The organism is Streptomyces sp. NPDC056883, from assembly GCF_042788835.1.
GTDB classification, from domain to species: Bacteria; Actinomycetota; Actinomycetes; order Streptomycetales; family Streptomycetaceae; genus Streptomyces; species Streptomyces stoeckheimensis.
Window position 1 is genome coordinate 118079 of record NZ_JBHUBS010000004.1, and the last position, 22549, is coordinate 140627.

Annotated in this window: 16 protein-coding genes and 1 pseudogene; 13 read left to right on the forward strand and 4 right to left on the reverse strand. The window is 72.4% G+C overall.

All coding sequences use genetic code 11. The annotated features are described in order from the left end of the window. Positions 1-343 precede the first annotated feature (343 nt). From leuS to ACFRU2_RS12420, 6 genes and pseudogenes are all read left to right on the forward strand, one after another. The gene (gene leuS / locus ACFRU2_RS12395; RefSeq protein ID WP_382971092.1) at positions 344-3217 is read left to right on the forward strand and encodes a leucine--tRNA ligase; all 2874 of its coding nucleotides are present in this window, start codon (positions 344-346) and stop codon (positions 3215-3217) included. Between the two features lie 132 nt (positions 3218-3349). Continuing rightward, a complete protein-coding gene (locus ACFRU2_RS12400) occupies positions 3350-4045 on the forward strand; it encodes a hypothetical protein (RefSeq protein ID WP_382971094.1) in 696 nt (231 codons plus the stop codon). A 337-nt stretch (positions 4046-4382) separates the two neighbouring features. Beyond that, entirely contained in the window at positions 4383-5228 is an 846-nt protein-coding gene (locus ACFRU2_RS12405; RefSeq protein WP_375953436.1) for a DegV family protein, read from the forward strand. Between the two features lie 98 nt (positions 5229-5326). Next, positions 5327-6295, forward strand: a complete 969-nt coding sequence (locus ACFRU2_RS12410; RefSeq protein WP_382971096.1) for a helix-hairpin-helix domain-containing protein — start codon at positions 5327-5329, stop codon at positions 6293-6295. Positions 6296-6633: 338 nt separating this feature from the next. Beyond that, positions 6634-8847: pseudogene (locus ACFRU2_RS12415) on the forward strand (ComEC/Rec2 family competence protein); the annotation flags it as partial. A gap of 136 nt (positions 8848-8983) precedes the next feature. Next, positions 8984-9865, forward strand: coding sequence for a YceI family protein (locus ACFRU2_RS12420; RefSeq protein ID WP_382971099.1), 882 nt, complete (start codon positions 8984-8986; stop codon positions 9863-9865). Between the two features lie 18 nt (positions 9866-9883). Here ACFRU2_RS12420 and ACFRU2_RS12425 read toward each other — a convergent pair whose 3' ends face one another. Beyond that, positions 9884-10144, reverse strand: a complete 261-nt coding sequence (locus tag ACFRU2_RS12425; protein WP_382971100.1) for a hypothetical protein — start codon at positions 10142-10144, stop codon at positions 9884-9886. A 109-nt stretch (positions 10145-10253) separates the two neighbouring features. Here ACFRU2_RS12425 and holA point away from each other — a divergent pair, with 109 nt between their 5' ends. Together holA and ACFRU2_RS12435 are read left to right on the forward strand one after the other, a co-directional pair. Beyond that, complete coding sequence (gene holA, locus ACFRU2_RS12430; RefSeq protein WP_382971103.1) at positions 10254-11246, forward strand: DNA polymerase III subunit delta; 993 nt, start codon at positions 10254-10256, stop codon at positions 11244-11246. A 243-nt stretch (positions 11247-11489) separates the two neighbouring features. Continuing rightward, entirely contained in the window at positions 11490-12236 is a 747-nt protein-coding gene (locus ACFRU2_RS12435) for a hypothetical protein (RefSeq protein ID WP_382971105.1), read from the forward strand. Positions 12237-12452: 216 nt separating this feature from the next. Here the strand turns inward: ACFRU2_RS12435 and rpsT are convergent, their stop codons facing one another. Further along, complete coding sequence (gene rpsT / locus ACFRU2_RS12440; RefSeq protein ID WP_254383013.1) at positions 12453-12719, reverse strand: 30S ribosomal protein S20; 267 nt, start codon at positions 12717-12719, stop codon at positions 12453-12455. Positions 12720-12964: 245 nt separating this feature from the next. Between rpsT and lepA the strand changes: the two genes are divergently transcribed. The 3 genes from lepA to hemW all read left to right on the forward strand — a co-directional run bounded on the left by lepA (position 12965) and on the right by hemW (position 18297). Then, the gene (lepA, locus tag ACFRU2_RS12445; protein ID WP_382971108.1) at positions 12965-14830 is read left to right on the forward strand and encodes a translation elongation factor 4; all 1866 of its coding nucleotides are present in this window, start codon (positions 12965-12967) and stop codon (positions 14828-14830) included. A 272-nt stretch (positions 14831-15102) separates the two neighbouring features. Beyond that, positions 15103-16995: an AMP-dependent synthetase/ligase gene (locus ACFRU2_RS12450; RefSeq protein ID WP_382971111.1), complete on the forward strand. Its 1893-nt coding sequence runs from the start codon at positions 15103-15105 to the stop codon at positions 16993-16995. Positions 16996-17064: 69 nt separating this feature from the next. Then, complete coding sequence (hemW, locus tag ACFRU2_RS12455; RefSeq protein WP_382971114.1) at positions 17065-18297, forward strand: radical SAM family heme chaperone HemW; 1233 nt, start codon at positions 17065-17067, stop codon at positions 18295-18297. A 283-nt stretch (positions 18298-18580) separates the two neighbouring features. Here hemW and ACFRU2_RS12460 read toward each other — a convergent pair whose 3' ends face one another. Next, on the reverse strand, positions 18581-19378 hold the full coding sequence (locus ACFRU2_RS12460; RefSeq protein ID WP_267039353.1) for a DUF3097 domain-containing protein: 798 nt from the start codon (positions 19376-19378) through the stop codon (positions 18581-18583). Positions 19379-19406: 28 nt separating this feature from the next. After that, entirely contained in the window at positions 19407-20132 is a 726-nt protein-coding gene (locus ACFRU2_RS12465) for an MBL fold metallo-hydrolase (RefSeq protein WP_382971117.1), read from the reverse strand. A 151-nt stretch (positions 20133-20283) separates the two neighbouring features. Here ACFRU2_RS12465 and hrcA point away from each other — a divergent pair, with 151 nt between their 5' ends. Together hrcA and dnaJ are read left to right on the forward strand one after the other, a co-directional pair. Continuing rightward, complete coding sequence (gene hrcA / locus ACFRU2_RS12470; RefSeq protein ID WP_382971119.1) at positions 20284-21300, forward strand: heat-inducible transcriptional repressor HrcA; 1017 nt, start codon at positions 20284-20286, stop codon at positions 21298-21300. Further along, a complete protein-coding gene (gene dnaJ, locus ACFRU2_RS12475; protein WP_274551983.1) occupies positions 21301-22437 on the forward strand; it encodes a molecular chaperone DnaJ in 1137 nt (378 codons plus the stop codon). Positions 22438-22549: the final 112 nt, after the last annotated feature.

Sequence of the window (22549 nt, forward strand, 5' to 3'; positions counted from 1 at the left end):
GGCAACAGGGAGGAAGAAAAGAAAAGGGGCTAGAGCGCAGGGGGGGGAGCGTTGGCGGGGAGGGAGGGAGGTCTGGGTTTCGCTTCTCCATGCTTCCAAGGGGAGGAAGCGGCCCACCTGGGATGGTTGCCCCGCTTCTCGTTGTGTGGTCGTCCGAGCGGGCGTGGCAAGGGCTGCGGTACCCTGACGCCATGCGTGCCGTACGCCTTCTGCTTACCGAGCCGCGCTGAACAGTTCCGACCCCACGAAGCGGTCGGCCCGGCGCGGCGCCCCCTCCTGTGCGAGGGGTTTTTTCGTTTGGGCAGCAGAACCGGCAGAGACGATCGATGGAGCTTCAGGAATCATGAGCGAGACGAACACCCCGGCCCCCGAGGCGGCCGAGGCGCACCGTTACACGGCTGCCGTGGCCGCCGACATCGAGGCACGCTGGCAGGACGTATGGGACGCGCAGGGCACGTACGAGGCCCCGAACCCGACCGGTGACCTGGCCGGCGACGCAGCCGTGGTGGCGCGCCCGAAGAAGTTCATCATGGACATGTTCCCGTACCCCTCGGGTGCGGGCCTGCACGTCGGCCACCCGCTCGGGTACATCGCCACCGACGTCTTCGCCCGCCACCAGCGGATGACCGGCCACAACGTCCTGCACACCCTGGGCTTCGACGCCTTCGGCCTGCCGGCCGAGCAGTACGCCGTGCAGACCGGCACGCACCCGCGCGTGTCGACCGAGGCGAACATCGAGAACATGAAGGTCCAGCTGCGCCGGCTGGGTCTGGGCCACGACAAGCGCCGGTCGTTCGCGACGATCGACCCGGACTACTACAAGTGGACCCAGTGGATCTTCCTGCAGATCTACAACTCCTGGTACGACGCGGACGCCGCGAAGGCCCGGCCCATCGCCGAGCTGGTCGCCTCCTTCGAGGACGGCTCCCGTGAGCTGCCCGGCGGCGCCTCCTGGGCGGCGCTGAGCGCGGCCGAGCGGGCCGACGTGCTGAACGGGTACCGGCTGGCGTACGCCTCGGACGCGCCCGTCAACTGGTGCCCCGGGCTGGGCACCGTACTGGCCAACGAGGAAGTCACCGCCGACGGCCGGTCCGAGCGCGGCAACTTCCCCGTCTTCAAGTCCAGGCTGAGCCAGTGGAACATGCGGATCACGGCCTACGCCGACCGCCTGATCGACGACCTGGACGCGCTGGACTGGCCCGAGGCCATCAAGCTGCAGCAGCGCAACTGGATCGGCCGCAGCGAGGGCGCGCGCGTGGACTTCGCGGTCGGCGACGGCGAAGCCATCACGGTCTTCACCACCCGCCCCGACACGCTGTTCGGCGCCACCTACATGGTGCTGGCCCCCGAGCACGACCTGGTCTCGAAGATCGTCCCGGCGGAGTGGCCCGAGGGCACCCACCAGCTGTGGACCGGCGGCAACGCGACCCCGGCCGAGGCCGTGGACTCGTACCGCAAGCAGGCCGCCGCGAAGTCGGACGTCGAGCGTCAGGCCGAGGCCAAGGACAAGACCGGCGTCTTCACCGGCGCGTACGCGACCAACCCGGTCAGCGGCGACCAGGTGCCCGTCTTCATCGCGGACTACGTGCTGATGGGCTACGGCACGGGCGCGATCATGGCCGTCCCGGCCCACGACGGCCGCGACTTCGAATTCGCGCGCGCCTTCGAGCTGCCGATGCGCTGCGTCGTGCAGCCGACGGACGACCGTGACGCCGACCCGCTGGAGTGGGAGGGCGCGTTCACCTCGTACGACGGCACGATCGTCAACTCGACGGGCGAGGGCGTCACGCTGGACGGCCTGGGCGTGGTCGAGGCCAAGGCCGCGATCACCGACTGGCTGGCCGAGCGCGGCATCGGCGAGGGGACCGTCAACTTCCGGCTGCGCGACTGGCTGTTCAGCCGCCAGCGCTACTGGGGCGAGCCCTTCCCGATCGTCTACGACGAGGACGGCGTCGCCTACCCGCTGCCCGAGTCGATGCTGCCCCTGGAGCTGCCGGAGGTCGAGGACTACTCGCCGCGCACCTTCGAGCCCGACGACGCGGCCTCCCAGCCGGAGACCCCGCTGTCGCGCAACCAGGCGTGGGTCAACGTCGAGCTGGACCTGGGCGACGGGCGCGGAGTGCGCCCGTTCCGGCGCGAGACCAACACCATGCCGAACTGGGCCGGCTCCTGCTGGTACGAGCTGCGCTACCTGGACCCGAACAACGGCTCGGCCCTGGTCGACCCGGAGATCGAGAAGTACTGGATGGGTCCGCGCGAGGGTCAGCCGCACGGCGGCGTCGACCTGTACGTGGGCGGCGCCGAGCACGCGGTGCTGCACCTGCTGTACGCGCGGTTCTGGTCCAAGGTGCTGTTCGACCTGGGCCACGTCTCCTCGGTGGAGCCGTTCCACAAGCTGTTCAACCAGGGCATGATCCAGGCGTACGCGTACACCGACTCGCGCGGTGTGTACGTCCCGGCGGCCGAGGTCGAGGAGCGGGACGGCGGCTACTTCCACCAGGGCCAGCCGGTCAAGCGTGAGCACGGCAAGATGGGCAAGTCCCTGAAGAACGCCGTCACGCCGGACGAGATCTGCGAGGAGTACGGCGCGGACACCCTGCGCCTGTACGAGATGGCGATGGGCCCGCTGGACGTCTCGCGTCCCTGGGACACCCGCGCCGTCGTCGGCCAGTACCGGCTGCTGCAGCGCCTGTGGCGCAACGTGGTGGACGAGGAGACCGGCGCCGTGACGGTCGTCGACGGGGAGCCGGACGAGGCCACCCTGCGCGCCCTGCACAAGGCGATCGACGGGGTCGGCGCCGATATGACCGGGCTGCGGTTCAACACCGCCATCGCGAAGATCACCGAGCTGAACAACACCCTGACGAAGGCGGGCCGGCCGCTGGAGCGCTCGGTCGCGGAGCGGCTGGTGCTGCTGGTGGCCCCGCTGGCGCCGCACATCGCCGAGGAGCTGTGGCAGCGGCTGGGCCACGCCGAGTCGGTCGTCCACCAGGACTTCCCGGTCGCCGACCCGGCGTACGTCGTGGACGAGAGCGTCACGTGCGTCGTCCAGATCAAGGGCAAGGTCAAGGCCCGCCTGGAGGTGTCTCCGGCCATCTCCGACGCGGAGCTGGAGCAGCTGGCGCTGGGCGACGAGACGGTCGTGGCGGCGCTGGGCGGGGCGGAGATCCGCAAGGTGATCGTGCGCGCGCCGAAGCTGGTGAACATCGTCGTCTGACGCATCCGGCGGGCCCGTCGGGCGCGTCTAGGGGTATTCCCGTACGGGCAGGTTGGGGGTTCGATTGGAACCCGCGGCCTGCCCGTGGCGTTTACGGTGGAAGGGACGTAAACGGCTGGGGAAGGGACCCTCATGGAGGCGGCTTTTATCATCGTGGCCCTGATGCTGCTGTTCGCCTTCCTGGGACTCGGTGTCTACGTGACGACGAAGGTGGTCAAGGCCGCCGCGCGCGGTGTGGACCGGACCATCACCCAGGCCCGCCGCACGGTGGAGGACACCACCCTGAAGGCCCGCAGCTTCGGCCAGGTCGGTGTCCCGGGCGCGCTGGCCACGCTGCGGCTGGACCTGCGCAATTCGATGCGGGCGACGCAGCAGGCGCTCTACGAGGGGGTCCAGGCGGACGCCTCGCTGAAGGAGTCGATCGGGCTGTTCGAGCGGCTGAGCGCCCACGGGCACGAACTCGACGACGAGCTGAAGCGCCTGGAGGCGGAGCCCGACCGGCAGCGGATCGCGGCGGTCCTGCCGGAGCTGCGGGAGCGCACGGCGCGGATCACGCAGGCCTCGGACTCGCTGCGCTGGGCGGCGCGCGACCGTGCGCGGCGCTTCGCGGAAGACGACCTGTCGCACCTGTCGGCCCAGATCGACGTCGAGTCGGGCGCCCTGCGGGACTGGTCCCGCGGCCCGGCGGACGACATCCCCCACGCCACGACCACGCCCACATCCACGCCCCCCACGTGGAACACCCCCCAGCCCGCAGCCCTCTCGGAACCCGCCCCGGCCCCCCAGTACCCCTGGCAGAAGACCCGCCGCCCGGAAGCGACGACCTGAGGCATTCAGCCTCGCGGGCGTTTGAGGTGCGGGGTCCGGGGCGGAGCCCTTTCTTTTCAGCCCGTCCGGCGTTTGAGGACCGGGGTCCGGGCAGAGCCCGGGGACACACTCAGCCTCGCCGGCGTTTGAGGCGCGGGTCCGGGCAGCGCCCGGGGAACGGTGGAAGGGCGGGTAGGGGACCCCGCCCCGCAGGGCCGAGCACCCGCAGCCGTCGCAGCCGCGGGCCCGGCGGAACCGTGGGCGGGAGCCCGGCGGCAGGTCACCCGGAGGCGTGGCCGGAGGGCCACCGGTGGACCCGGGCTGCCGGAACACCCCCACTGCCGGTAACCTCCGCCTCATGTCCCGCCATGTCGCGATCGTCACGGATTCCACGGCCTACCTGCCCCAACCGGCCATGGCGCGGCACGGAATCACCTCCGTCCCGCTGACCGTGGTCCTCGGCGACGAGGCCCTGGAAGAGGGCACCGAGATCTCGGCCAGGAGCCTCGCTCTGGCCCTGCAGAAGCGCCGCTCGGTCACCACCTCCCGCCCCAGTCCCGAGGACTTCGTCCGGGCCTACCGGACGGCTGTGGAGGCCGGTGCGACCGGCATCGTCAGCCTGCACCTGTCGGCGGAGTTCTCCGGCACCTACGACGCCGCCGTGCTCGCCGCGAAGTCCGCCACGGTGCCCGTCCGCGTCGTCGACACCGGCATGGTCGCCATGGCCCTGGGCTTCTGCGCCCTGGCCGCGGCGGAGGTGGCCGAAGCCGGGGGTTCCCTCGACGAGGCCGTTGCCGCCGCGGAGAAGCGGGCCGCCGGCATGTCCGCGTACTTCTACGTCGACACCCTCGACTACCTCCGCCGCGGCGGCCGCATCGGGGCCGCGCAGGCCCTGCTCGGCTCGGCGCTCGCGGTCAAGCCGCTGCTGACGCTGGACGGCGGGCGGATCGAGATGCTGGAGAAGGTGCGTACGGCCTCCAAGGCCATAGCCCGCCTGGAGGAGCTGGCCGTCGAGCGCGCCGGTTCCGGCCCCGTCGACGTGGCCGTGCACCACCTCGCGGCCCCGGAACGCGCGGAGAAGCTCGCTCAGCGGCTTCGTGAGCGCATCCCAGGGCTGGTCGAGCTGCACGTCAGCGAGGTCGGCGCGGTGATCGGGGCACACACCGGACCGGGGTTGCTGGCGGCGGTCGTCTCCCCGCGCTGATCACCGGATCGAGTGACGGAGATATCCACAACGCCCGGGCCATCCACCGGAATTGAGGCTTCCGAACGCGGGTCGCGGCTCGGCCCTACCGTCGTGGCATGACTCTTCGTACGCGCACGTCAGGTCCCGTCGGCGCCACCAGTGGCCCCGGCCGTCCCCGCCTCTCCGACGGCCGTCTGCGGCATCGCCGCGGACAGCGATCCGGCCGCCCCGACCCCGAGGTCATGCGGCGCCGGGCCGAGGCCCTGCTCGGAGCGGGCCGCCCTCCGGGGGCTCCGCCGCCGACCCGGCCGGATCCGCTGGGCAGGCCCGATCCGGTGGTGCGGGCCGACGCGCCTGACCGGTCCGACGAACCCGCCCGGGGCGGGGCCGTGGCTCCGGCCGAGGGCCGGGAGGTGCCCGGCGGGGCTTTGCGGTGGCTCGCGGTGCGGGAGCGGCTGCCCGTATGGCTGCAGACCCGTTGCGGGGTGGAGCCGCGCACGGTGGCGGCCGTCTCGGTGGTGCTGGTCGTCGCCGTCGGGTTCGCCGTGCAGCAGTACGGGGCGGCCCGGCCCCGGCCGGTGACCGCACCCGCCGTGGTGGCCCCCGCGGCGGCCGCCCTGCCGGCCCCGACCGTGGCGCGGGCGGGCCCCGGTTCCGGCTCCGGCTCCGGTCCCATCCTGGTGGACGTCAGCGGCAAGGTCCGTGACCCGGGGGTGCGCAAGCTGCCTCCCGGCTCGCGGGTGGAGGACGCCTTGGCCGCCGCCGGGGGAGTGCGGCCCGGGACGGACACCACCGGCCTGAACCGGGCCCGCGTGCTCATGGACGGCGAGCAGGTGCTGGTGGGCGCTCCGGCCCCACCGCCGCCGATGACGGGCCGTGGGGGTCCGGCGGCGGGGCCGCTGAGCCTCGGCACGGCCACGGCCGAGCAACTGGACGGCCTGCCGGGGGTCGGCCCGGTCCTCGCGCAGCACATCGTGGACTTCCGCACGGCGCGCGGGGGCTTCCGCTCCGTGGAGGAGCTGCGACAGGTCAACGGGATCGGTGAGCGCCGCTTCGCCGACCTGCGCGAGCTGGTGCGACCGTGAGCCGGCACGTGGGACCGGGGCGGGTTCCGGCGGACCCGGGCCCGCCGGGGCGGGAACGGAGCGTGTCCGGGTCGGCCGGGCGGGTTGCGAGTGTGCGGGCTGCGGCCGAGCGGGAACCCGCGGGGCAGGGTGCGGGCGGGCGGGATCCGGGCGAGCCGGATGGGAGTGAGGGGGGTTCGGGTCGGCGGGAGCGAGGGGTGGGGGAAGCGGGGCCCCTGGATCTGCGGCTGGTGGGGCCGGCTCTTGCCGTGTGGGGGGCGGCCGCCTTGGGGCTGGGGGCACCCGTCGGAGGGAGTGTTGCGGCGGCGGGGCTGGGAGTGGGTGCGGCCGGGGTGTTGATGCTGGGCCGGCGGAGGCGCTCCGGGCCGTTCCGGACGGCCGTGGCGGCGGTGCTGCTGTGTGCGGCCGCCGGGGCCGGGCTGGCGGGGCTCCAGCGGGCCGAAGCGCGGGCCGGGCCGGTCCCGGAGCTGGCCCGGGGCCATGCCCGGGTGCTCGCGGATCTCACCGTGGACTCCGACCCGCGGACCGCCCGGACCGGGAGCGGGCCGCCGGTGGTGGTGCTCGACGCGGTGGTGACCCGGGTGACCGGGCCCGACGGTGCCTCGACCCGGGTGTCGACCCCGGTGCGGGTGCTGGCGGGGCATCCGGGGTGGGCCCGGTTGCAGCCCTCGACACGGGTCGCGGTGGTGGCCCGGCTGGCCCCGGCGCGGGGTGGGGAGCGGGCCGTCGCCCTGCTCCGGCCGGCCGGGGACGCCCCGCCGCGGGTGACCGGCGGTCCGGACACCGTGCAGCGGATCGCCGGGCGGCTGCGGGCCGGGCTGCGCGAGGTCACCGACGGGCTGGCCCCGGACGCCAGGGCCCTGCTGCCCGGGCTGGTGGTCGGGGACACCTCCCGGGTGGAGCCCGATCTGCACGACGCGTTCCGCGCCACCGATCTGCTGCACCTGCTGGCCGTCTCCGGGTCCAACCTGACCGTGGTGCTCTTCCTCCTCATCGGCGCCCCAGCCCGCGCGCAGCGGGCCGAGCGGGGCGGGCTGGCGCCCCGCCTGGGGCTCTCGCTGCGGGCGACGGCCCTGTGCGGGGTGGCGCTGACCCTGGCCTTCGTCGTGGTGTGCCGGCCGGAGCCCAGCGTGCTGCGGGCGGCGGCCTGCGGCTCGGTCACCCTGCTGGCCATCGCCACCGGGCGGCGCAGATCCCTGATCCCGGCGCTGGCCGCCGCCGTACTGCTGCTGGTGCTCTACGACCCCTGGCTGGCCCGGAGCTACGGCTTCCTGCTCTCCGTCCTGGCCACCGGGGCCCTGCTGACGCTGGCTCCCCGGTGGAGCGAGGCCCTGCAGCGGCGCGGGATGCGGCCCCGCTGGGCCGAGGCGCTGGCGGCCGCGGCGGCGGCCCAGGCGGTGTGTGCGCCGGTCGTCGCGGTGCTGTCGGCCCGGGTGAGCCTGGTGGCGGTGCCCTGCAACCTGCTGGCCGAGATGGCGGCGGGACCCGCCACGGTCCTGGGGTTCGGCGCGCTGGCGGCGGCCCCGGTGTGCCGGCCGGTGGCCGAGGTGCTCGCCTGGTGCGCGGGGGTGCCCGCCGGGTGGATCGCCGCCGTGGCCCGGGGCGGTGCGGGACTGCCCGGGGCGGAGCTGGGCTGGCCCGGCGGGGTGGGCGGAGGGTTGCTGCTCGCCACGGCCACCTTCGCGGCGGTGGTGCTCGGCAGGCGGTTCGGCCGTGGGCGATGGCTCGCCTCCGCCCTGGCCGTGGTGCTGCTCCTCGCCGTACTGAGGCCGCCGCTGGTCACTCGTACGGTCAAAGGCTGGCCGCCGCCCGACTGGATCTACACCCAGTGCGCGGTGGGCCAGGGGGACGCCGCCGTGCTCGCGGTCGGCCCGGGGACGGCCGTGGTGGTGGACGCGGGCCCCGAGCCGGGGCCGGTGGACGCCTGCCTGAGGGAGCTGGGCGTGAGCCGGGTGCCGCTGCTCCTGCTGACCCACTTCCACGCCGACCACGTGGGCGGGTTGCCGGGGGTGCTCAGGGGCCGCTCGGTGGGTGTGGTGGAGGTCACCGGACTGGAAGAACCGCCCAGGCAGGCCGCGTTCGTGCGGCGGACGGCGGCGGCCGCGGGAGTTCCCCTCGTGCGTGCCGCGGAGGGGGAGCGGCGCCGGGCCGGGCCGCTGGAGTGGCAGGTGCTGTGGCCGCCGGCCGGGGACGCTCCGCCCGAGGGTCCCAACGACGCGAGCGTGGCCCTGCTGGTGCGCGGCGCCGGGCTGACCCTGCTCCTGCTGGGGGACCTCGAACCGGGCTCCCAGCAGGCCCTGCTGAGGAACCATCCGGAACTGGGGCCGGTCGACGTCCTCAAGGTCGCCCACCACGGCAGCGCCCATCAGGATCCCGGACTGTACGAGCGGATCCGGCCGCGCCTCGCGATCGTCCCGGTGGGCGCCGGGAACAGGTACGGGCACCCCGCGGCGGGTACGCTCGCCCGGCTGCGGGAGTCGGGCGCGGCCGTGCTGCGCACGGATGAGGACGGTTCGGTCGCCGTCACCGGCAGCGGCCCGCGGCTGCGGGCGTTCCCGGCCATTCGGCGACGGACCCGGCACGGGCATACCAGGAGTGACCGCTCCGTTTGCCCACAACCCGGCAGCATGATCGAATGCGTTTTCGCCAGAGCGGTCCAAGCCCACACAGCACGGGGGTGCATACACCATGTTCAGTCGCAGACGGGGGATGGAGACGGCGGGAAGCGCCAGTCCCCAGACATCCGCGACACTGACGCTTCCTCATACCGCGCGGCTGCTCAGCTGCCGGGTGCTCGACACGGTCCACCAGCCGGTCCGGCAGGCCAAGTTCGAGGTGACCGACCCGATCGGCCGGCGGATCGTCAGCGGGGAGACCGACCCGTACGGCGGGTTCACGGCGGCGGTGCCGGCGGGCGAGTACCGGCTGGCCGTCACGGCCGAGGGGTACGCGCCCTTCCACGGGGCGACGCTGGTGGGGGACCCGGCGCAGCCCGGTACCGGGGAGATCGTGCTGGACTCGGTGGATCCGCCGCTGCTGCCGCAGCCGGGCCACTGGGAGCTCGACCCGGGGCATTCGTCGATCGGGTTCTCGGCCCGGCACATCGGCTTCGCCCGGATCAACGGCCGGTTCAACACCTTCGCCGGCGCGGTGCGGATAGCCGACCGCATGGAGGACTCCTCCATGCGCGTGATCATCGACGCGGCGAGCATCGACACCGGGCTGCGGATGCGGGACGACCACCTGCGTTCCGCGGACTTCCTGGACGCGGCCCGCTATCCGACGGTGGAGTTCTACAGCGAGCGGTTCATCCACCGCAGCGGCAGCCACTGGACCGTGGCGGGCGCTCTCACCCTCCACGGGGTCAGCCGGTCCGTCACCCTGGACGCCCGGTACCTGGGTCTGGGCACGGGCCTGGAGGGCGAGCCGAGGGCGGCCTGCCGGGCGACAGCCGAACTGAACCGCGAGGACTTCACACTGAACTGGCAGTCGATGCTGGCCCAGGGGATCGCGGCGATCGGCTCGAACGTGGAAGTGGCCCTGGACATGCAGGTCGTGCACAAGGCCTGACGGGGCGGGGTCCGGTCGCTACGGGGCTTCGAGCCAGCCGTCGTACTCGGCGGCGAGCTCGTCCAGGGCCGTGGCGTCCAGCCGTTCGCGCGGGTCCTCGACGACCACCAGCCACTGGGCGTCCTCGGCGTCGTCCTCGCCGGCGAGGGCGTCGCGGACCAGCTGCGGTTCCTCCGGGAGGCCGAAGCGGTCGACCACCTCCCGCGCCACCTCCTCGGCGGCGTCGCGGTCGGGCAGGACCAGTACATGTCGCACGTTCACCCGGACATTCTCGGGCATGGGGGAGCGGGCTGCGGAAGCGGGCCGGGGAAGGGTGGCCGCGGAAGGGGGGCCGCCGAAGGGGCCGGGCCGCGAGGGTCTGTCAGTGTGGCGTGGGATGCTGGAGGCGATGGCCACCAGGAAGAATTCCACCGACGATCCGCTCGCCCCGATCACCCTCGCGGTGGGGCAGGAGGACCTGCTGCTCGACCGCGCCGTGCGGGAGGTCGTGACGGCGGCCCGCGCCGCCGATGCCGACACGGACGTGCGTGACCTCGTCTCCGAACAGCTCCAGCCCGGCACCCTGGCCGAGTTGACCAGCCCCTCGCTCTTCTCGGAGCGCAAGGTGCTCGTCGTGCGCAATGCGCAGGACCTCTCGGCCGACACGGTCAAGGAGGTCAAGGCGTACCTCGCCGCGCCGTTCGAGGAGATCGCCCTCGTCCTCCTGCACGCGGGCGGCGTCAAGGGCAAGGGCCTGCTGGACGCCGCGCGCAAGGCGGGTGCCCGCGAGATCGCCTGCCCGAAGATGACGAAGCCGGCCGACCGGATGGCGTTCGTACGGGGAGAGTTCCGGACGCTGGGCCGTTCGGCCACGCCCGAGGCCTGCCAGACGTTGGTCGACGCGATCGGCAGCGACCTGCGGGAGCTGGCGAGCGCGGTGGCGCAGCTGTGCGCGGACGTCGAGGGCACGATCGACGAGGCCGTGGTCGGCCGCTACTACACCGGCCGGGCCGAGGCCTCGAGCTTCACGGTCGCCGACCGTGCGGTGGAGGGGCGCACCGCGGAGGCGCTGGAGGCCCTGCGCTGGTCCCTGTCCACCGGGGTGGCTCCGGTCCTGATCACCAGCGCGCTGGCCCAGGCGGTACGGGCGATCGGGAAGCTGGCCTCGGCTCCGCGGGGGGCCCGCCCCGGGGACCTCGCGCGCGACCTCGGCATGCCGCCGTGGAAGATCGACCGGGTCCGGCAGCAGATGCGGGGGTGGTCGGCGGACGGAGTCTCGGACGCGCTGCGCGCGGTGGCCGCGGCGGACGCGGGGGTCAAGGGCGGGGGCGACGATCCGGAGTACGCGCTGGAGAAGGCGGTCGTGGCGGTGGCGCGGGCGGCCCGGCCCCAGCGGGCGTAGGGGGCGAGCCTCCGACGGCCCGGCCCTGTGGCTCCGCCCGGTTGCGGGCTGCGGCGGCCCGCAGCTACGGGTGGCCGGAGCAGGGCCAAGTCCCCTACCCGCCCTTCGCCCATCCCCCAGATTCCGTCCGGGGGGACCCCCAGCCGGGCGCTGCCCGGACCCCGGTCCTCAAACGCCGGACGGGGGGTCCTCGGCCTCGACCCGCTTCCGGGCCGGAAGACCGCAGGTCCTACGCTCCCGGGCATGACCAGATTCCATGTCACCGTGTGCCTGCCGCCCACCTCGCCCCGGAAGATCCCGAAGGCAGTGGCAGCGGCCATGGCGCCCTACGACATCAACCTCACCCGGGAGTACAACCCGGTCGGCCACTGGGACGCGTGGGCCATCCGCGCGGGCCGGGGCGGCGCCTACCTCGTGCTGCCCCGGTACGGCGGCGACCGGCGTCTCGTCACGGCCTCGACCGTGCCGCGCAGGAAGGCCGAGCTCGGTCCCCTCGGGCCGCTGGAATGCTACGGCGGGCCCCGGGGGCTGCTCGACTTCGACGGCATGCGGCGCCGCGCGTCGGGCTCGTACGACGCCGTCCTCACAGCGTGGACGGAGCTGAGCGCGGTACACCCGCCGGCCCGCCCGCTGACGGACTTCCTCGCCCGCCACGAGGCCGACCCCGAGGCGTACTCCGCGGCCCAGGCCCGGGAGCACCATCTGGCCCAGCCGCTGGTGCAGGACGTGGCCCAGCGGGCCGTCGCGGGAGACTCGCACTTCGGGATGTCGTTCCTGGTCAACGACCCGGTCGCGTACTTCGCCCAGGACCACGAGGAAGCCCGGCTGCGGTCGGTCCGGTCCGCGGTGCCCGGCTTCGCCCTGGTCACCCTCGACGGCGCGTGGACGGACGCGGGCACGGAGGGCGAGGGCCACTGGGAGCAGGCCGACCGCTATCTCGACGGTCTCGACGCCGAGGCGGTCCTGGTCAACCTGTACTGCCACTCCTGAGCCCCGGGTATGCCGAAGGCCCCGCGCACGCCTTAGGCCCCGGGCACGCCGAAGGCCCCGGCCGCTGCCCTGGGGAAGGGAGGCGGCCGGGGCCTTCGGTTACTTCTCGGTGTGCACCGCACCCGCGTGGCGAACGCTTCGTGTGCGGCGCGGAGTGCCGGTCGGGAGCGGGAGAGAGGGCCCGCTGGGTCCCGGCCCGGCGATCACATCAGGAGCTCAGCCCTGGAGGGAGGCAACCTTGGAGGCCAGCGCCGACTTCTTGTTGGCGGCGGCGTTCTTGTGGATGACACCCTTCGAGACGGCCTTGTCGAGCGCGCGGGAAGCGGCGCGGGAAGCCACGGTGGCCTTCTCGACGTCACCGGCGACGACGGCCTCACGGGCCTTGCGGATGGCGGTCTTCAGCGAGGACTTGACGGCCTTGTTGCGAAGGCGAGCCTTCTCGTTCGTCTTGTTGCGCTTGACCTGGGACTTGATGTTCGCCACGAAAGAGCCTTTGCAGGTTCAGAGATTTGATCTTCGGATTGCGTCCCGTAGAGCTAGAGGGCACACGAGACACAGCTGCTCAGGTTACCAGCTGCCGTCCGACCGGCCCAAACCGAGCGCACTCTCCGGTTCATGGGACCATGGGAGTCTGCGTATAGATCCGACTAGACCCGACCAGATCTGATTTCACGCAGACCGACGCCCACCACTTCGTTCCGACTGCGACCCGAGAATCAGGACACTGCGTGCCCGCGATCCCCAGCCACGTGCCCGAGCCGAGCCGTACCGACCCGGCGCTGATCCGCAACTTCTGCATCATCGCGCACATCGACCACGGCAAGTCGACCCTTGCCGACCGGATGCTCCAGCTCACCGGTGTGGTGGACTCGCGGCAGATGCGCGCCCAGTACCTCGACCGCATGGACATCGAGCGTGAGCGCGGCATCACGATCAAGTCCCAGGCGGTCCGACTGCCGTGGGCGCCGAACACGGGCGAGGACCAGGGCAAGACCCACATCCTCAACATGATCGACACCCCGGGACACGTCGACTTCACCTACGAGGTCTCGCGCTCCCTGGCGGCGTGCGAGGGCACGGTCCTGCTGGTGGACGCGGCTCAGGGCATCGAGGCGCAGACCCTCGCCAACCTGTACCTGGCGATGGAGAAGGACCTCGCGATCGTCCCGGTCCTGAACAAGATCGACCTGCCGGCCGCCCAGCCGGAGAAGTTCGCCGAGGAGCTCGCGAACCTGGTCGGCTGCCAGCCCGAGGACGTCCTGCGCGTCTCGGCGAAGACCGGTCTCGGCGTGGACGTGCTGCTCGACAAGATCGTCGCCACGGTCCCGGCCCCGGTCGGTCCCAAGGACGCCCCCGCGCGCGCGATGATCTTCGACTCGGTCTACGACTCGTACCGCGGCGTCGTCACCTACGTCCGTGTCGTCGACGGCCAGCTCAACAAGCGCGAGCGCATCCGGATGATGTCGACCGGCGCCACGCACGAGCTGCTGGAGATCGGTGTCTCCTCCCCAGAGATGACCCCGGCCGACGGCATCGGCGTCGGCGAGGTGGGCTACATCATCACCGGCGTGAAGGACGTCCGTCAGTCCAAGGTCGGTGACACCATCACCAGCCTGAACAACGGCGCGACCGAGGCCCTCGGCGGCTACAAGGACCCGCGCCCGATGGTCTTCTCGGGCCTGTACCCGCTCGACGGCTCGGACTACCCGGACCTGCGCGAGGCCCTGGACAAGCTGCAGCTCAACGACGCCGCGCTGGTCTACGAGCCCGAGACCTCGGCGGCGCTGGGCTTCGGCTTCCGCGTCGGCTTCCTCGGCCTGCTCCACCTGGACGTGGTGCGCGAGCGCCTGGAGCGCGAGTTCGGCCTCGACCTGATCGCCACCGCGCCGAACGTGGTCTACCGCGTGGTCATGGAGGACGGCAAGGAAGTCTCCGTCACCAACCCGAGCGAGTTCCCCGAGGGCAAGATCAGGGACGTGTTCGAGCCGGTCGTACGGGCCACCCTGCTCGCGCCCTCCGAGTTCATCGGCGCGATCATGGAGCTCTGCCAGCAGCGCCGCGGCACCCTCCTCGGGATGGACTACCTCTCCGAGGACCGGGTCGAGATCCGCTACACGCTGCCGCTCGCGGAGATCGTCTTCGACTTCTTCGACCAGCTGAAGTCCAAGACGCGCGGATACGCCTCCCTGGACTACGAGCCCACCGGCGAGCAGTCGGGCAGCCTGGTCAAGGTCGACATCCTGCTGCACGGCGACAAGGTCGACGCCTTCTCCGCCGTCTGCCACAAGGACGCCGCCTACGCCTACGGCGTGCGCCTGGTCGCCAAGCTGCGCGAGCTCATCCCGCGGCAGGCCTTCGAGATCCCGATCCAGGCGGCCGTCGGCTCCCGCGTCATCGCCCGCGAGACCATCCGCGCCATCCGCAAGGACGTCCTCGCCAAGTGCTACGGCGGTGACATCTCCCGTAAGCGGAAGCTGCTGGAGAAGCAGAAGGAAGGCAAGAAGCGCATGAAGATGGTCGGCTCCGTGGAGGTCCCGCAGGAGGCCTTCATCGCCGTCCTCTCCAGCGACGAGTCCGGCAGCAAGAAGAAGTAGCCGCCGCGTCGGCGTCCGACACGCAGCAGGCCCCCGCGCTCCGGCGCGGGGGCCTGTTTCGTTATGAATCGGCTCCCCAGGGCCTCTTACGCGCCAGGCGGAGGGCCCCTAGTCTGATCACTGCTCGTTGGTTACTCGCCAGTTTTTTTGGTCGGATGCTGCCAAGCCCTGACTCAGCCACCCACCCTGACTCAGCCACCCACCCTGACCCACCACCCAGTCAGTCCGCCCCTGTGATGAACAGGCCCTGCCGAGTGGTCCGGAGGATGTCCGTGAGCGCCACACAGACCTTGATCGAGAACCGTCCGCCCACCGTGGCGACCCTCTTCCTGGAGCGCGTCGCCGCCACGCCCAACGGCGAGGCCTACCGCTATCCGGTGCCCGCCGCGGACGGCCGGGGCGGCCCGGACGACTGGAAGTCGCTCAGCTGGGGCCAGGCCGCCGAGCGGGTTTTCGCCATCGCGGCCGGACTCGTAGAGCTCGGGATCCAGCCGGAGCAGCGCGTCGCGCTGGCTTCCAACACCCGGGTCGAGTGGATCCTCGCGGACCTCGGCGTGATGTGCGCCGGCGGCGCCGTCACCACCATCTACCCGAGCACGAACGCCGAGGAATCGGCGTTCATCCTCTCCGACTCCGAGAGCCGGATCCTGATCGCCGAGGACGCCGCGCAGCTGGCCAAGGCCCGTGAGCGCCGCGCCGACCTGCCCGAGCTCGCCCACGTGGTGGTCGTCGAGGCCGCCGACGCGGTCCCGGCCGACGGCGACCCCGAGGGCTGGGTGCTCTCGCTGGCCGATCTGGAGGAGCGCGGCCGCGCGTACCTGGCCAAGCACCCCGAGGCGGTCAAGGAGCGGATCGCGGCCATCACCGCGGAGCAGCTCGCCACCCTCATCTACACCTCGGGCACCACCGGCCGGCCCAAGGGCGTGCGGCTGCCGCACGACAACTGGTCGTACATGGCCAAGGCCACCGTGGCCACCGGTCTGATCACCAAGGACGACGTCCAGTACCTCTGGCTGCCGCTCGCGCACGTCTTCGGCAAGGTGCTCACCTCCGGCCAGATCGAGGTCGGCCACGTCACCGCCGTCGACGGCCGCATCGACAAGATCATCGAGAACCTGCCGATCGTCCAGCCGACCTACATGGCGGCCGTTCCGCGCATCTTCGAGAAGGTCTACAACGGGGTCGCGGCCAAGGCCAGGGCCGGCGGCGGCGCCAAGTACAAGATCTTCCAGTGGTCCGTCGGCGTGGCCCGCGAGTACGCCAAGGTCACGCAGGACAACTTCCGCCGCACCGGCCGGGCCAGCGCCCCGATGGGCCTCGCCACCAAGCACAAGATCGCCGACGCGCTCGTCTTCTCCAAGCTCCGCGAGGCCTTCGGCGGCAACCTGCGCGCCGCCGTCTCCGGCGCCTCCGCCCTCGCCCCCGAGATCGGCTACTTCTTCTCCGGCGCGGGCATCCACATCCTGGAGGGCTACGGGCTCACCGAGTCCAGCGCGGCCTCCTTCGTCAACCCCGGCGAGGCCTACCGCACCGGCACCGTCGGCAAGCCGCTCCCCGGCACCGAGGTCCGCATCGCCGACGACGGCGAGGTGCTCCTGCGCGGCCCCGGCATCATGCAGGGCTACCACCAGCAGCCCGAGAAGACCGCCGAGGTGCTGGAGGCCGACGGCTGGCTGCACACGGGCGACATCGGCGAGCTCTCCGCCGACGGCTACCTGCGCATCACCGACCGCAAGAAGGACCTGATCAAGACCTCGGGCGGCAAGTACGTCGCCCCGGCGGAGATCGAGGGCCAGTTCAAGGCGCTCTGCCCCTACGTCTCCAGCATCGTCGTCCACGGCGCCGACCGGAACTTCTGCTCCGCGCTCATCGCCCTCGACGAGCCCTCCATCCTGGTCTGGGCCGCCGAGAGCGGCCTGGAGGGCAAGACGTACTCCCAGGTCCTGGCCGCCCCCGAGACCAACCGCCTCATCGAGACCTACGTCCAGACCCTCAACGAGGGCCTCCAGCGCTGGCAGACGGTCAAGAAGTTCCGCCTCCTGCCGCGTGACCTCGACGTGGAGCACGGGGACCTCACCCCGAGCCTCAAGCTGAAGCGGCCGGTCGTCGAGCGCGAGTTCAAGCACCTCATCGACGAGATGTACGAGGGCTCCCGCGAGGCGTAGCACCGGGCGCGGCCCGGGGTCCCGCGCGGGACCGTAAACGACCTTGGGGCAGTGCGGGACAATGGGCCCATGCCTTCCGCACTGCCCGACGGTGAACCCATGCCCGAAGACGGCTCGCTGCCGCTCCACGCCCTGGCGGGAGCCGGGGAGCGGCCGCTCGGGTTCTACCTGCACGTTCCGTACTGCGCCACGCGCTGCGGATACTGCGACTTCAACACCTACACGGCCACCGAGCTGCGGGGCACCGGCGGCGTGCTCGCCTCCCGGGAGAACTACGCCGACACCCTGATCGACGAGATCAGGCTCGCGCGGAAGGTGCTCGGGGACGACCCCAGGGCCGTACGGACCGTCTTCGTGGGCGGCGGCACGCCCACGCTGCTGCCCGCCGGCGACCTCGTACGGATGCTCGCGGCGATCCGCGAGGAATTCGGGCTGGCCGAGGACGCCGAGATCACCACCGAGGCCAATCCGGAGTCCGTGAACCCGGAGTACCTGGCCGAGCTGCGCGCGGGCGGCTTCAACCGCATCTCCTTCGGCATGCAGAGCGCGAAGCAGCACGTCCTGAAGGTGCTCGACCGCACGCACACCCCCGGGCGGCCCGAGGCCTGCGTCGCGGAGGCGCGGGCGGCGGGTTTCGAGCACGTGAACCTGGACCTGATCTACGGGACGCCGGGGGAGTCGGACGAGGACTGGCGCGCATCGCTGTCGGCGGCGCTGGGGGCCGGGCCCGATCACATCAGCGCCTACGCGCTGATCGTGGAGGAGGGCACCCAGCTCGCGCGGCGGATCCGGCGGGGCGAGGTCCCGATGACGGACGACGACGTCCACGCGGACCGGTACCTGATCCTCGACTCGGTGATGGCCGACGCGGGGTACTCCTGGTACGAGGTCTCGAACTGGGCCACCTCCGAGGCCGGGCGGTGCCTGCACAACGAGCTGTACTGGCGCGGCGCCGACTGGTGGGGGGCCGGGCCCGGAGCGCACTCGCACGTGGGCGGGGTGCGGTGGTGGAACGTGAAGCATCCCGGTGCGTATGCGGCGGCGCTGGCGGAGGGGCGGTCGCCCGGGGCGGGGCGGGAGCTCCTCTCGGAGGAGGACCGGCGGGTGGAGCGGATCCTGCTGGAGCTCCGGCTCGTGGACGGGGTCCCGCTGTCCCTGCTGGCCCCTGCGGGGCTGGCGGCGGCCGGGCGCGCCCTGGCCGACGGGCTCCTCGAAGCCGGCCCGTACGCGGCCGGCAGGGCCGTCCTGACCCTGCGGGGTCGGCTCCTGGCCGACGCGGTGGTCCGCGACCTGGTCGACTGACCCCGTCCGGGGGCTCAACCCTGCGGGGCGAAGTCCCCTACCCGCCCTTCGCCCGTTCCCCGGGCTCCGCCCGGACCCGTTGCCGGGTGCGGCGCCGTTGCCGGGGGCCAGCCCCCGGACCCCCGCTCCTCAAACGCCGGAGGGGCTGGATGTGGCTGGGGCTGGATTGCCCGGAGGGCAGTTCCAGCCTCGCCGGCGTTTGAGGAGCGGGGGTCCGGGCGGAGCCCGGGGAACGGTGGAAGGGCGGGTAGGGGACTTCGCCCGCAGGGCCGTGTGTTCCGGGCTACGCCGTCACGTGGTCGATCAGGTGCTCCACCGCGCCCAGGAGGGTGGGCTCCAGGTCCTTGTACGAGGTCACGCGGGACAGGATGTGCTGCCAGGCGGCTCCGGTGTTCTCCGGCCAGCCCAGGGCACGGCAGATGCCCGTCTTCCAGTCCTGGCCGGGCGGGATCACCGGCCAGGCGCGGATGCCCAGGGCCGAGGGCTTCACCGCCTGCCAGACGTCCACGTACGGGTGGCCCACGATCAGGACGTGCGGGGAGGTCACCGAGGCGGCGATGCGGGACTCCTTGGAGCCCGGGACCAGGTGGTCCACCAGGATGCCCAGCCGGGCGTCGGCGGCGGGGGCGAAGTCCGCGACCACCGACGGGAGGTCGTCGATGCCCTCCAGGTACTCCACCACGACGCCCTCGATGCGCAGGTCGTCGCCCCACACCCGTTCGACGAGTTCGGCGTCGTGGCGGCCCTCCACGTAGATCCGGCCCGCCCGGGCCACCCGTGCCCGGGCCCCGGGGACGGCGAGGGAGCCCGAGGCCGTACGGGCCGGGGCGGCCGGCCCCCGCGCCGGGCGGGTCAGGGTCACCACCGCGCCGTCCAGGAGGAAACCGCGGGGTTCGAGGGGGAAGACGCGGCGCTTGCCGAAGCGGTCCTCCAGGGTGACCGTGCCCGCCTCGCAGGCCACCACCGCGCCGCAGAAGTCCGTACCCGCCACCTCGACCACCAGATCGGGATCGGCCGGCACCTCCGGCACGGGCTTGGCGCGCTTCCACTGCGGGGTCAGGTCGGGGGAGTACTCACGCATCCGGCCGAGGGTAGGAGAGCGGGCCGTCTCAGGTGTCCGACACGCCGAAACGGGCCGCCAGTGTGTCGCGTTGGGCACGTACGAAGGCCGCGTCGACCACCGCTCCGTGACCCGGTACGTACAGAGCGTCGTCCCCGCCCAGGGCGAGGAGCCGGTCCAGGGCCGCCGGCCACTGCCGCGGCACCGCGTCCGGACCCGCCTGCGGCTCGCCCGATTCCTCGACCAGGTCCCCGCAGAAGACCACCTCGCGCTCACCGGGCACGAAGGCGGCCAGATCGTACCGGGTGTGCCCCGGGCCCACGTTCGCCAGCAGCACCTGCACCCCGCCCAGGTCGAGCGTCCACTCGCCCGACACCAGGTGCCGGGGGAGCACCAGCAGATCCGCCGCCTCGGCCGCCTCGGCCGCCGCCAGGCCGTGCCGGACCGCGTCCGCCCGCAGCTCGTCCCGGCTCACGGAGAGCAGGGCGTCCAGCCCGACCGGACCGTAGACCTCGGCCCCCGCGAACGCCGCACCGCCCAACACGTGGTCGAAATGTCCGTGTGTGAATGCGAGATGGGTCACGCGCCGGCCCGCCAGCCACTCCGCTTCGGTGCGCACCAGCGCCCCTTCGCGCAGGGAGGACCCGGGGTCGATCAGAAGGGCGGAATCCTCGCCCACCACCAGTCCCACGGTGCAGTCCCACACCGGCAGGCGTCGCCGGCCGGCCCGTTCGGTGAGCCGTTCCCAGCCCGCCTCTTCCCAACGCACGTCCATGCCGCGACGCTACCTTGGCGGGCCGCCCTTGCTAGGGGTGTACCACCCCGCCGTACACTGACCGGGGGATCTCTGGCACTCGAACGCTCAGAGTGCCAACAGACCGAGTCGGTCGAAGCAACGGACGACGGAAACGATGGAGGTGTGCGCGATGCTCAGCGAACGCAGACTCGAAGTGCTGCGCGCCATCGTCCAGGACTACGTCGGGACGGAGGAGCCGGTCGGCTCCAAGGCGCTCACCGAGCGGCACCGGCTCGGCGTCTCGCCCGCCACCGTGCGCAACGACATGGCCGTGCTGGAGGACGAGGGCTACATCGCCCAGCCCCACACCAGCGCCGGCCGGATCCCCACCGACAAGGGCTACCGCCTCTTCGTCGACAAGCTGGCGGGGGTCAAACCGCTGTCGACGCCCGAGCGCCGGGCCATCCAGAACTTCCTCGACGGGGCCGTGGACCTCGACGACGTCGTCGGCCGTACGGTGCGGCTGCTCGCGCAGCTCACCCGGCAGGTCGCCGTCGTCCAGTACCCGTCGCTCACCCGCTCCACCGTCCGGCACGTCGAGCTGCTCTCGCTGGCCCCGGCCCGCCTGATGCTCGTCCTCATCACGGACACCGGCCGGGTCGAGCAGCGGCTCGTCGACTGCCAGGCCCCCTTCGGGGAGGCCTCGCTCGCGGACCTGCGGGCCCGCCTCAACAGCCGTGTCGTCGGCCGCCGGTTCACCGACGTGCCGCCGCTGGTGAAGGACCTTCCGGAGTCCTTCGAGAACGAGGACCGGGTGACGGTGCGAGCCGTCCTCGACACCCTTCTCGAAACGCTGGTCGAGGAGGCGGAGGAGCGGCTGATGATCGGCGGCACCGCCAACCTCACCCGCTTCGGACACGATTTTCCCCTGACGATCAGGCCGGTGCTCGAAGCGCTGGAGGAGCAGGTCGTGCTCCTCAAGCTGCTGGGCGAGGCCAGTGAGTCGGGAATGGCCGTAAAGATCGGGCATGAGAACGCCTACGAGGGACTGAACTCCACGTCCGTCGTCTCGGTCGGCTACGGTTCGGGCGGCGAAGCAGTCGCCAAACTCGGCGTGGTCGGACCGACCCGCATGGACTACCCCGGAACGATGGGAGCGGTACGCGCAGTGGCACGTTACGTCGGACAGATCCTGGCGGAGTCGTAAGTGGCCACGGACTACTACGCCGTTCTCGGCGTGCGCCGCGACGCATCGCAGGACGAGATCAAGAAGGCATTCCGGCGGCTCGCCCGCGAGCTGCACCCGGATGTGAACCCCGATCCCAAGACGCAAGAGCGTTTCAAGGAGATCAACGCCGCCTACGAGGTCCTCTCGGACCCGCAGAAGAAGCAGGTCTTCGACCTCGGCGGCGACCCGCTGTCCTCCTCGGGCGGCGGCGGAGCCGGCGGCTTCGGAGCGGGCGGCTTCGGCAACTTCTCCGACATCATGGACGCCTTCTTCGGCCAGTCCTCGCAGCGCGGACCGCGCTCGCGGACCCGCCGCGGCCAGGACGCCATGATCCGCCTCGACCTGGAACTGGACGAGGCGGCCTTCGGCACGACCAAGGACATCCAGGTCGACACGGCCGTCGTCTGCACCACCTGTTCCGGCGAGGGTGCCGCCCCCGGCACCTCGGCGCAGACGTGTGACATGTGCCGCGGCCGCGGTGAGGTCTCGCAGGTCACCCGGTCCTTCCTGGGCCAGGTCATGACCTCGCGGCCCTGCCCGCAGTGCCAGGGCTTCGGCACCGTGGTCCCGACCCCGTGCCCCGAGTGCGCGGGCGACGGCCGGGTCCGCTCCCGCCGCAGCCTCACCGTCAAGATCCCGGCCGGCGTCGAGAACGGCACCCGGATCCAGCTCGCGGGCGAGGGCGAGGTCGGCCCCGGCGGCGGCCCCGCCGGCGACCTGTACGTGGAGATCCACGAGCTGCCGCACCCGACGTTCCAGCGGCGCGGGGACGACCTGCACTGCACGGTCACCATCCCGATGACGGCGGCGGCCCTGGGCACCAAGTGCCCGCTGGAGACGCTGGACGGCCTGGAGGAGATCGACATCCGGCCCGGCACCGGGTCCGGGCAGGCGATCCCGCTGCACGGACGCGGCGTCACCCACCTGCGCGGCGGCGGGCGCGGCGACCTGATCGTGCACGTCGAGGTCACCACCCCGGGCAAGCTGGACGCGCAGCAGGAGGACCTGCTGCGCCAGCTGGCCAAGCTGCGCGGCGAGGAGCGGCCGATGGGCCAGTTCGCGCCGGGCCAGCAAGGCCTGTTCAGCCGCCTGAAGGACGCCTTCAACGGGCGCTGAGCAGCGCGCGCAGCAGCGTACGAGAACACCTGCGAGCCTGGTCCGGGAATCCCCGGACCGGGCTCGCGGCATGCGGGGCGGCGGGGCGGCGGCGGTATTCGGGCACCCCGGT

Bases quoted from the DNA above. Each gene is read 5' to 3' on its own strand.
- hemW (WP_382971114.1), top strand. From the start codon at position 17,065: ATGCCTTCCGCACTGCCCGACGGTGAACCCATGCCCGAAGACGGCTCG.
- hrcA (WP_382971119.1), top strand. From the start codon at position 20,284: ATGCTCAGCGAACGCAGACTCGAAGTGCTGCGCGCCATCGTCCAGGAC.
- ACFRU2_RS12420 (WP_382971099.1), top strand. From the start codon at position 8,984: ATGTTCAGTCGCAGACGGGGGATGGAGACGGCGGGAAGCGCCAGTCCC.
- holA (WP_382971103.1), top strand. From the start codon at position 10,254: ATGGCCACCAGGAAGAATTCCACCGACGATCCGCTCGCCCCGATCACC.
- ACFRU2_RS12460 (WP_267039353.1), bottom strand. From the start codon at position 19,378: ATGCGTGAGTACTCCCCCGACCTGACCCCGCAGTGGAAGCGCGCCAAG.
- leuS (WP_382971092.1), top strand. From the start codon at position 344: ATGAGCGAGACGAACACCCCGGCCCCCGAGGCGGCCGAGGCGCACCGT.
- ACFRU2_RS12400 (WP_382971094.1), top strand. From the start codon at position 3,350: ATGGAGGCGGCTTTTATCATCGTGGCCCTGATGCTGCTGTTCGCCTTC.
- ACFRU2_RS12410 (WP_382971096.1), top strand. From the start codon at position 5,327: ATGACTCTTCGTACGCGCACGTCAGGTCCCGTCGGCGCCACCAGTGGC.
- ACFRU2_RS12465 (WP_382971117.1), bottom strand. From the start codon at position 20,132: ATGGACGTGCGTTGGGAAGAGGCGGGCTGGGAACGGCTCACCGAACGG.
- ACFRU2_RS12405 (WP_375953436.1), top strand. From the start codon at position 4,383: ATGTCCCGCCATGTCGCGATCGTCACGGATTCCACGGCCTACCTGCCC.
- ACFRU2_RS12435 (WP_382971105.1), top strand. From the start codon at position 11,490: ATGACCAGATTCCATGTCACCGTGTGCCTGCCGCCCACCTCGCCCCGG.
- ACFRU2_RS12425 (WP_382971100.1), bottom strand. From the start codon at position 10,144: ATGCCCGAGAATGTCCGGGTGAACGTGCGACATGTACTGGTCCTGCCC.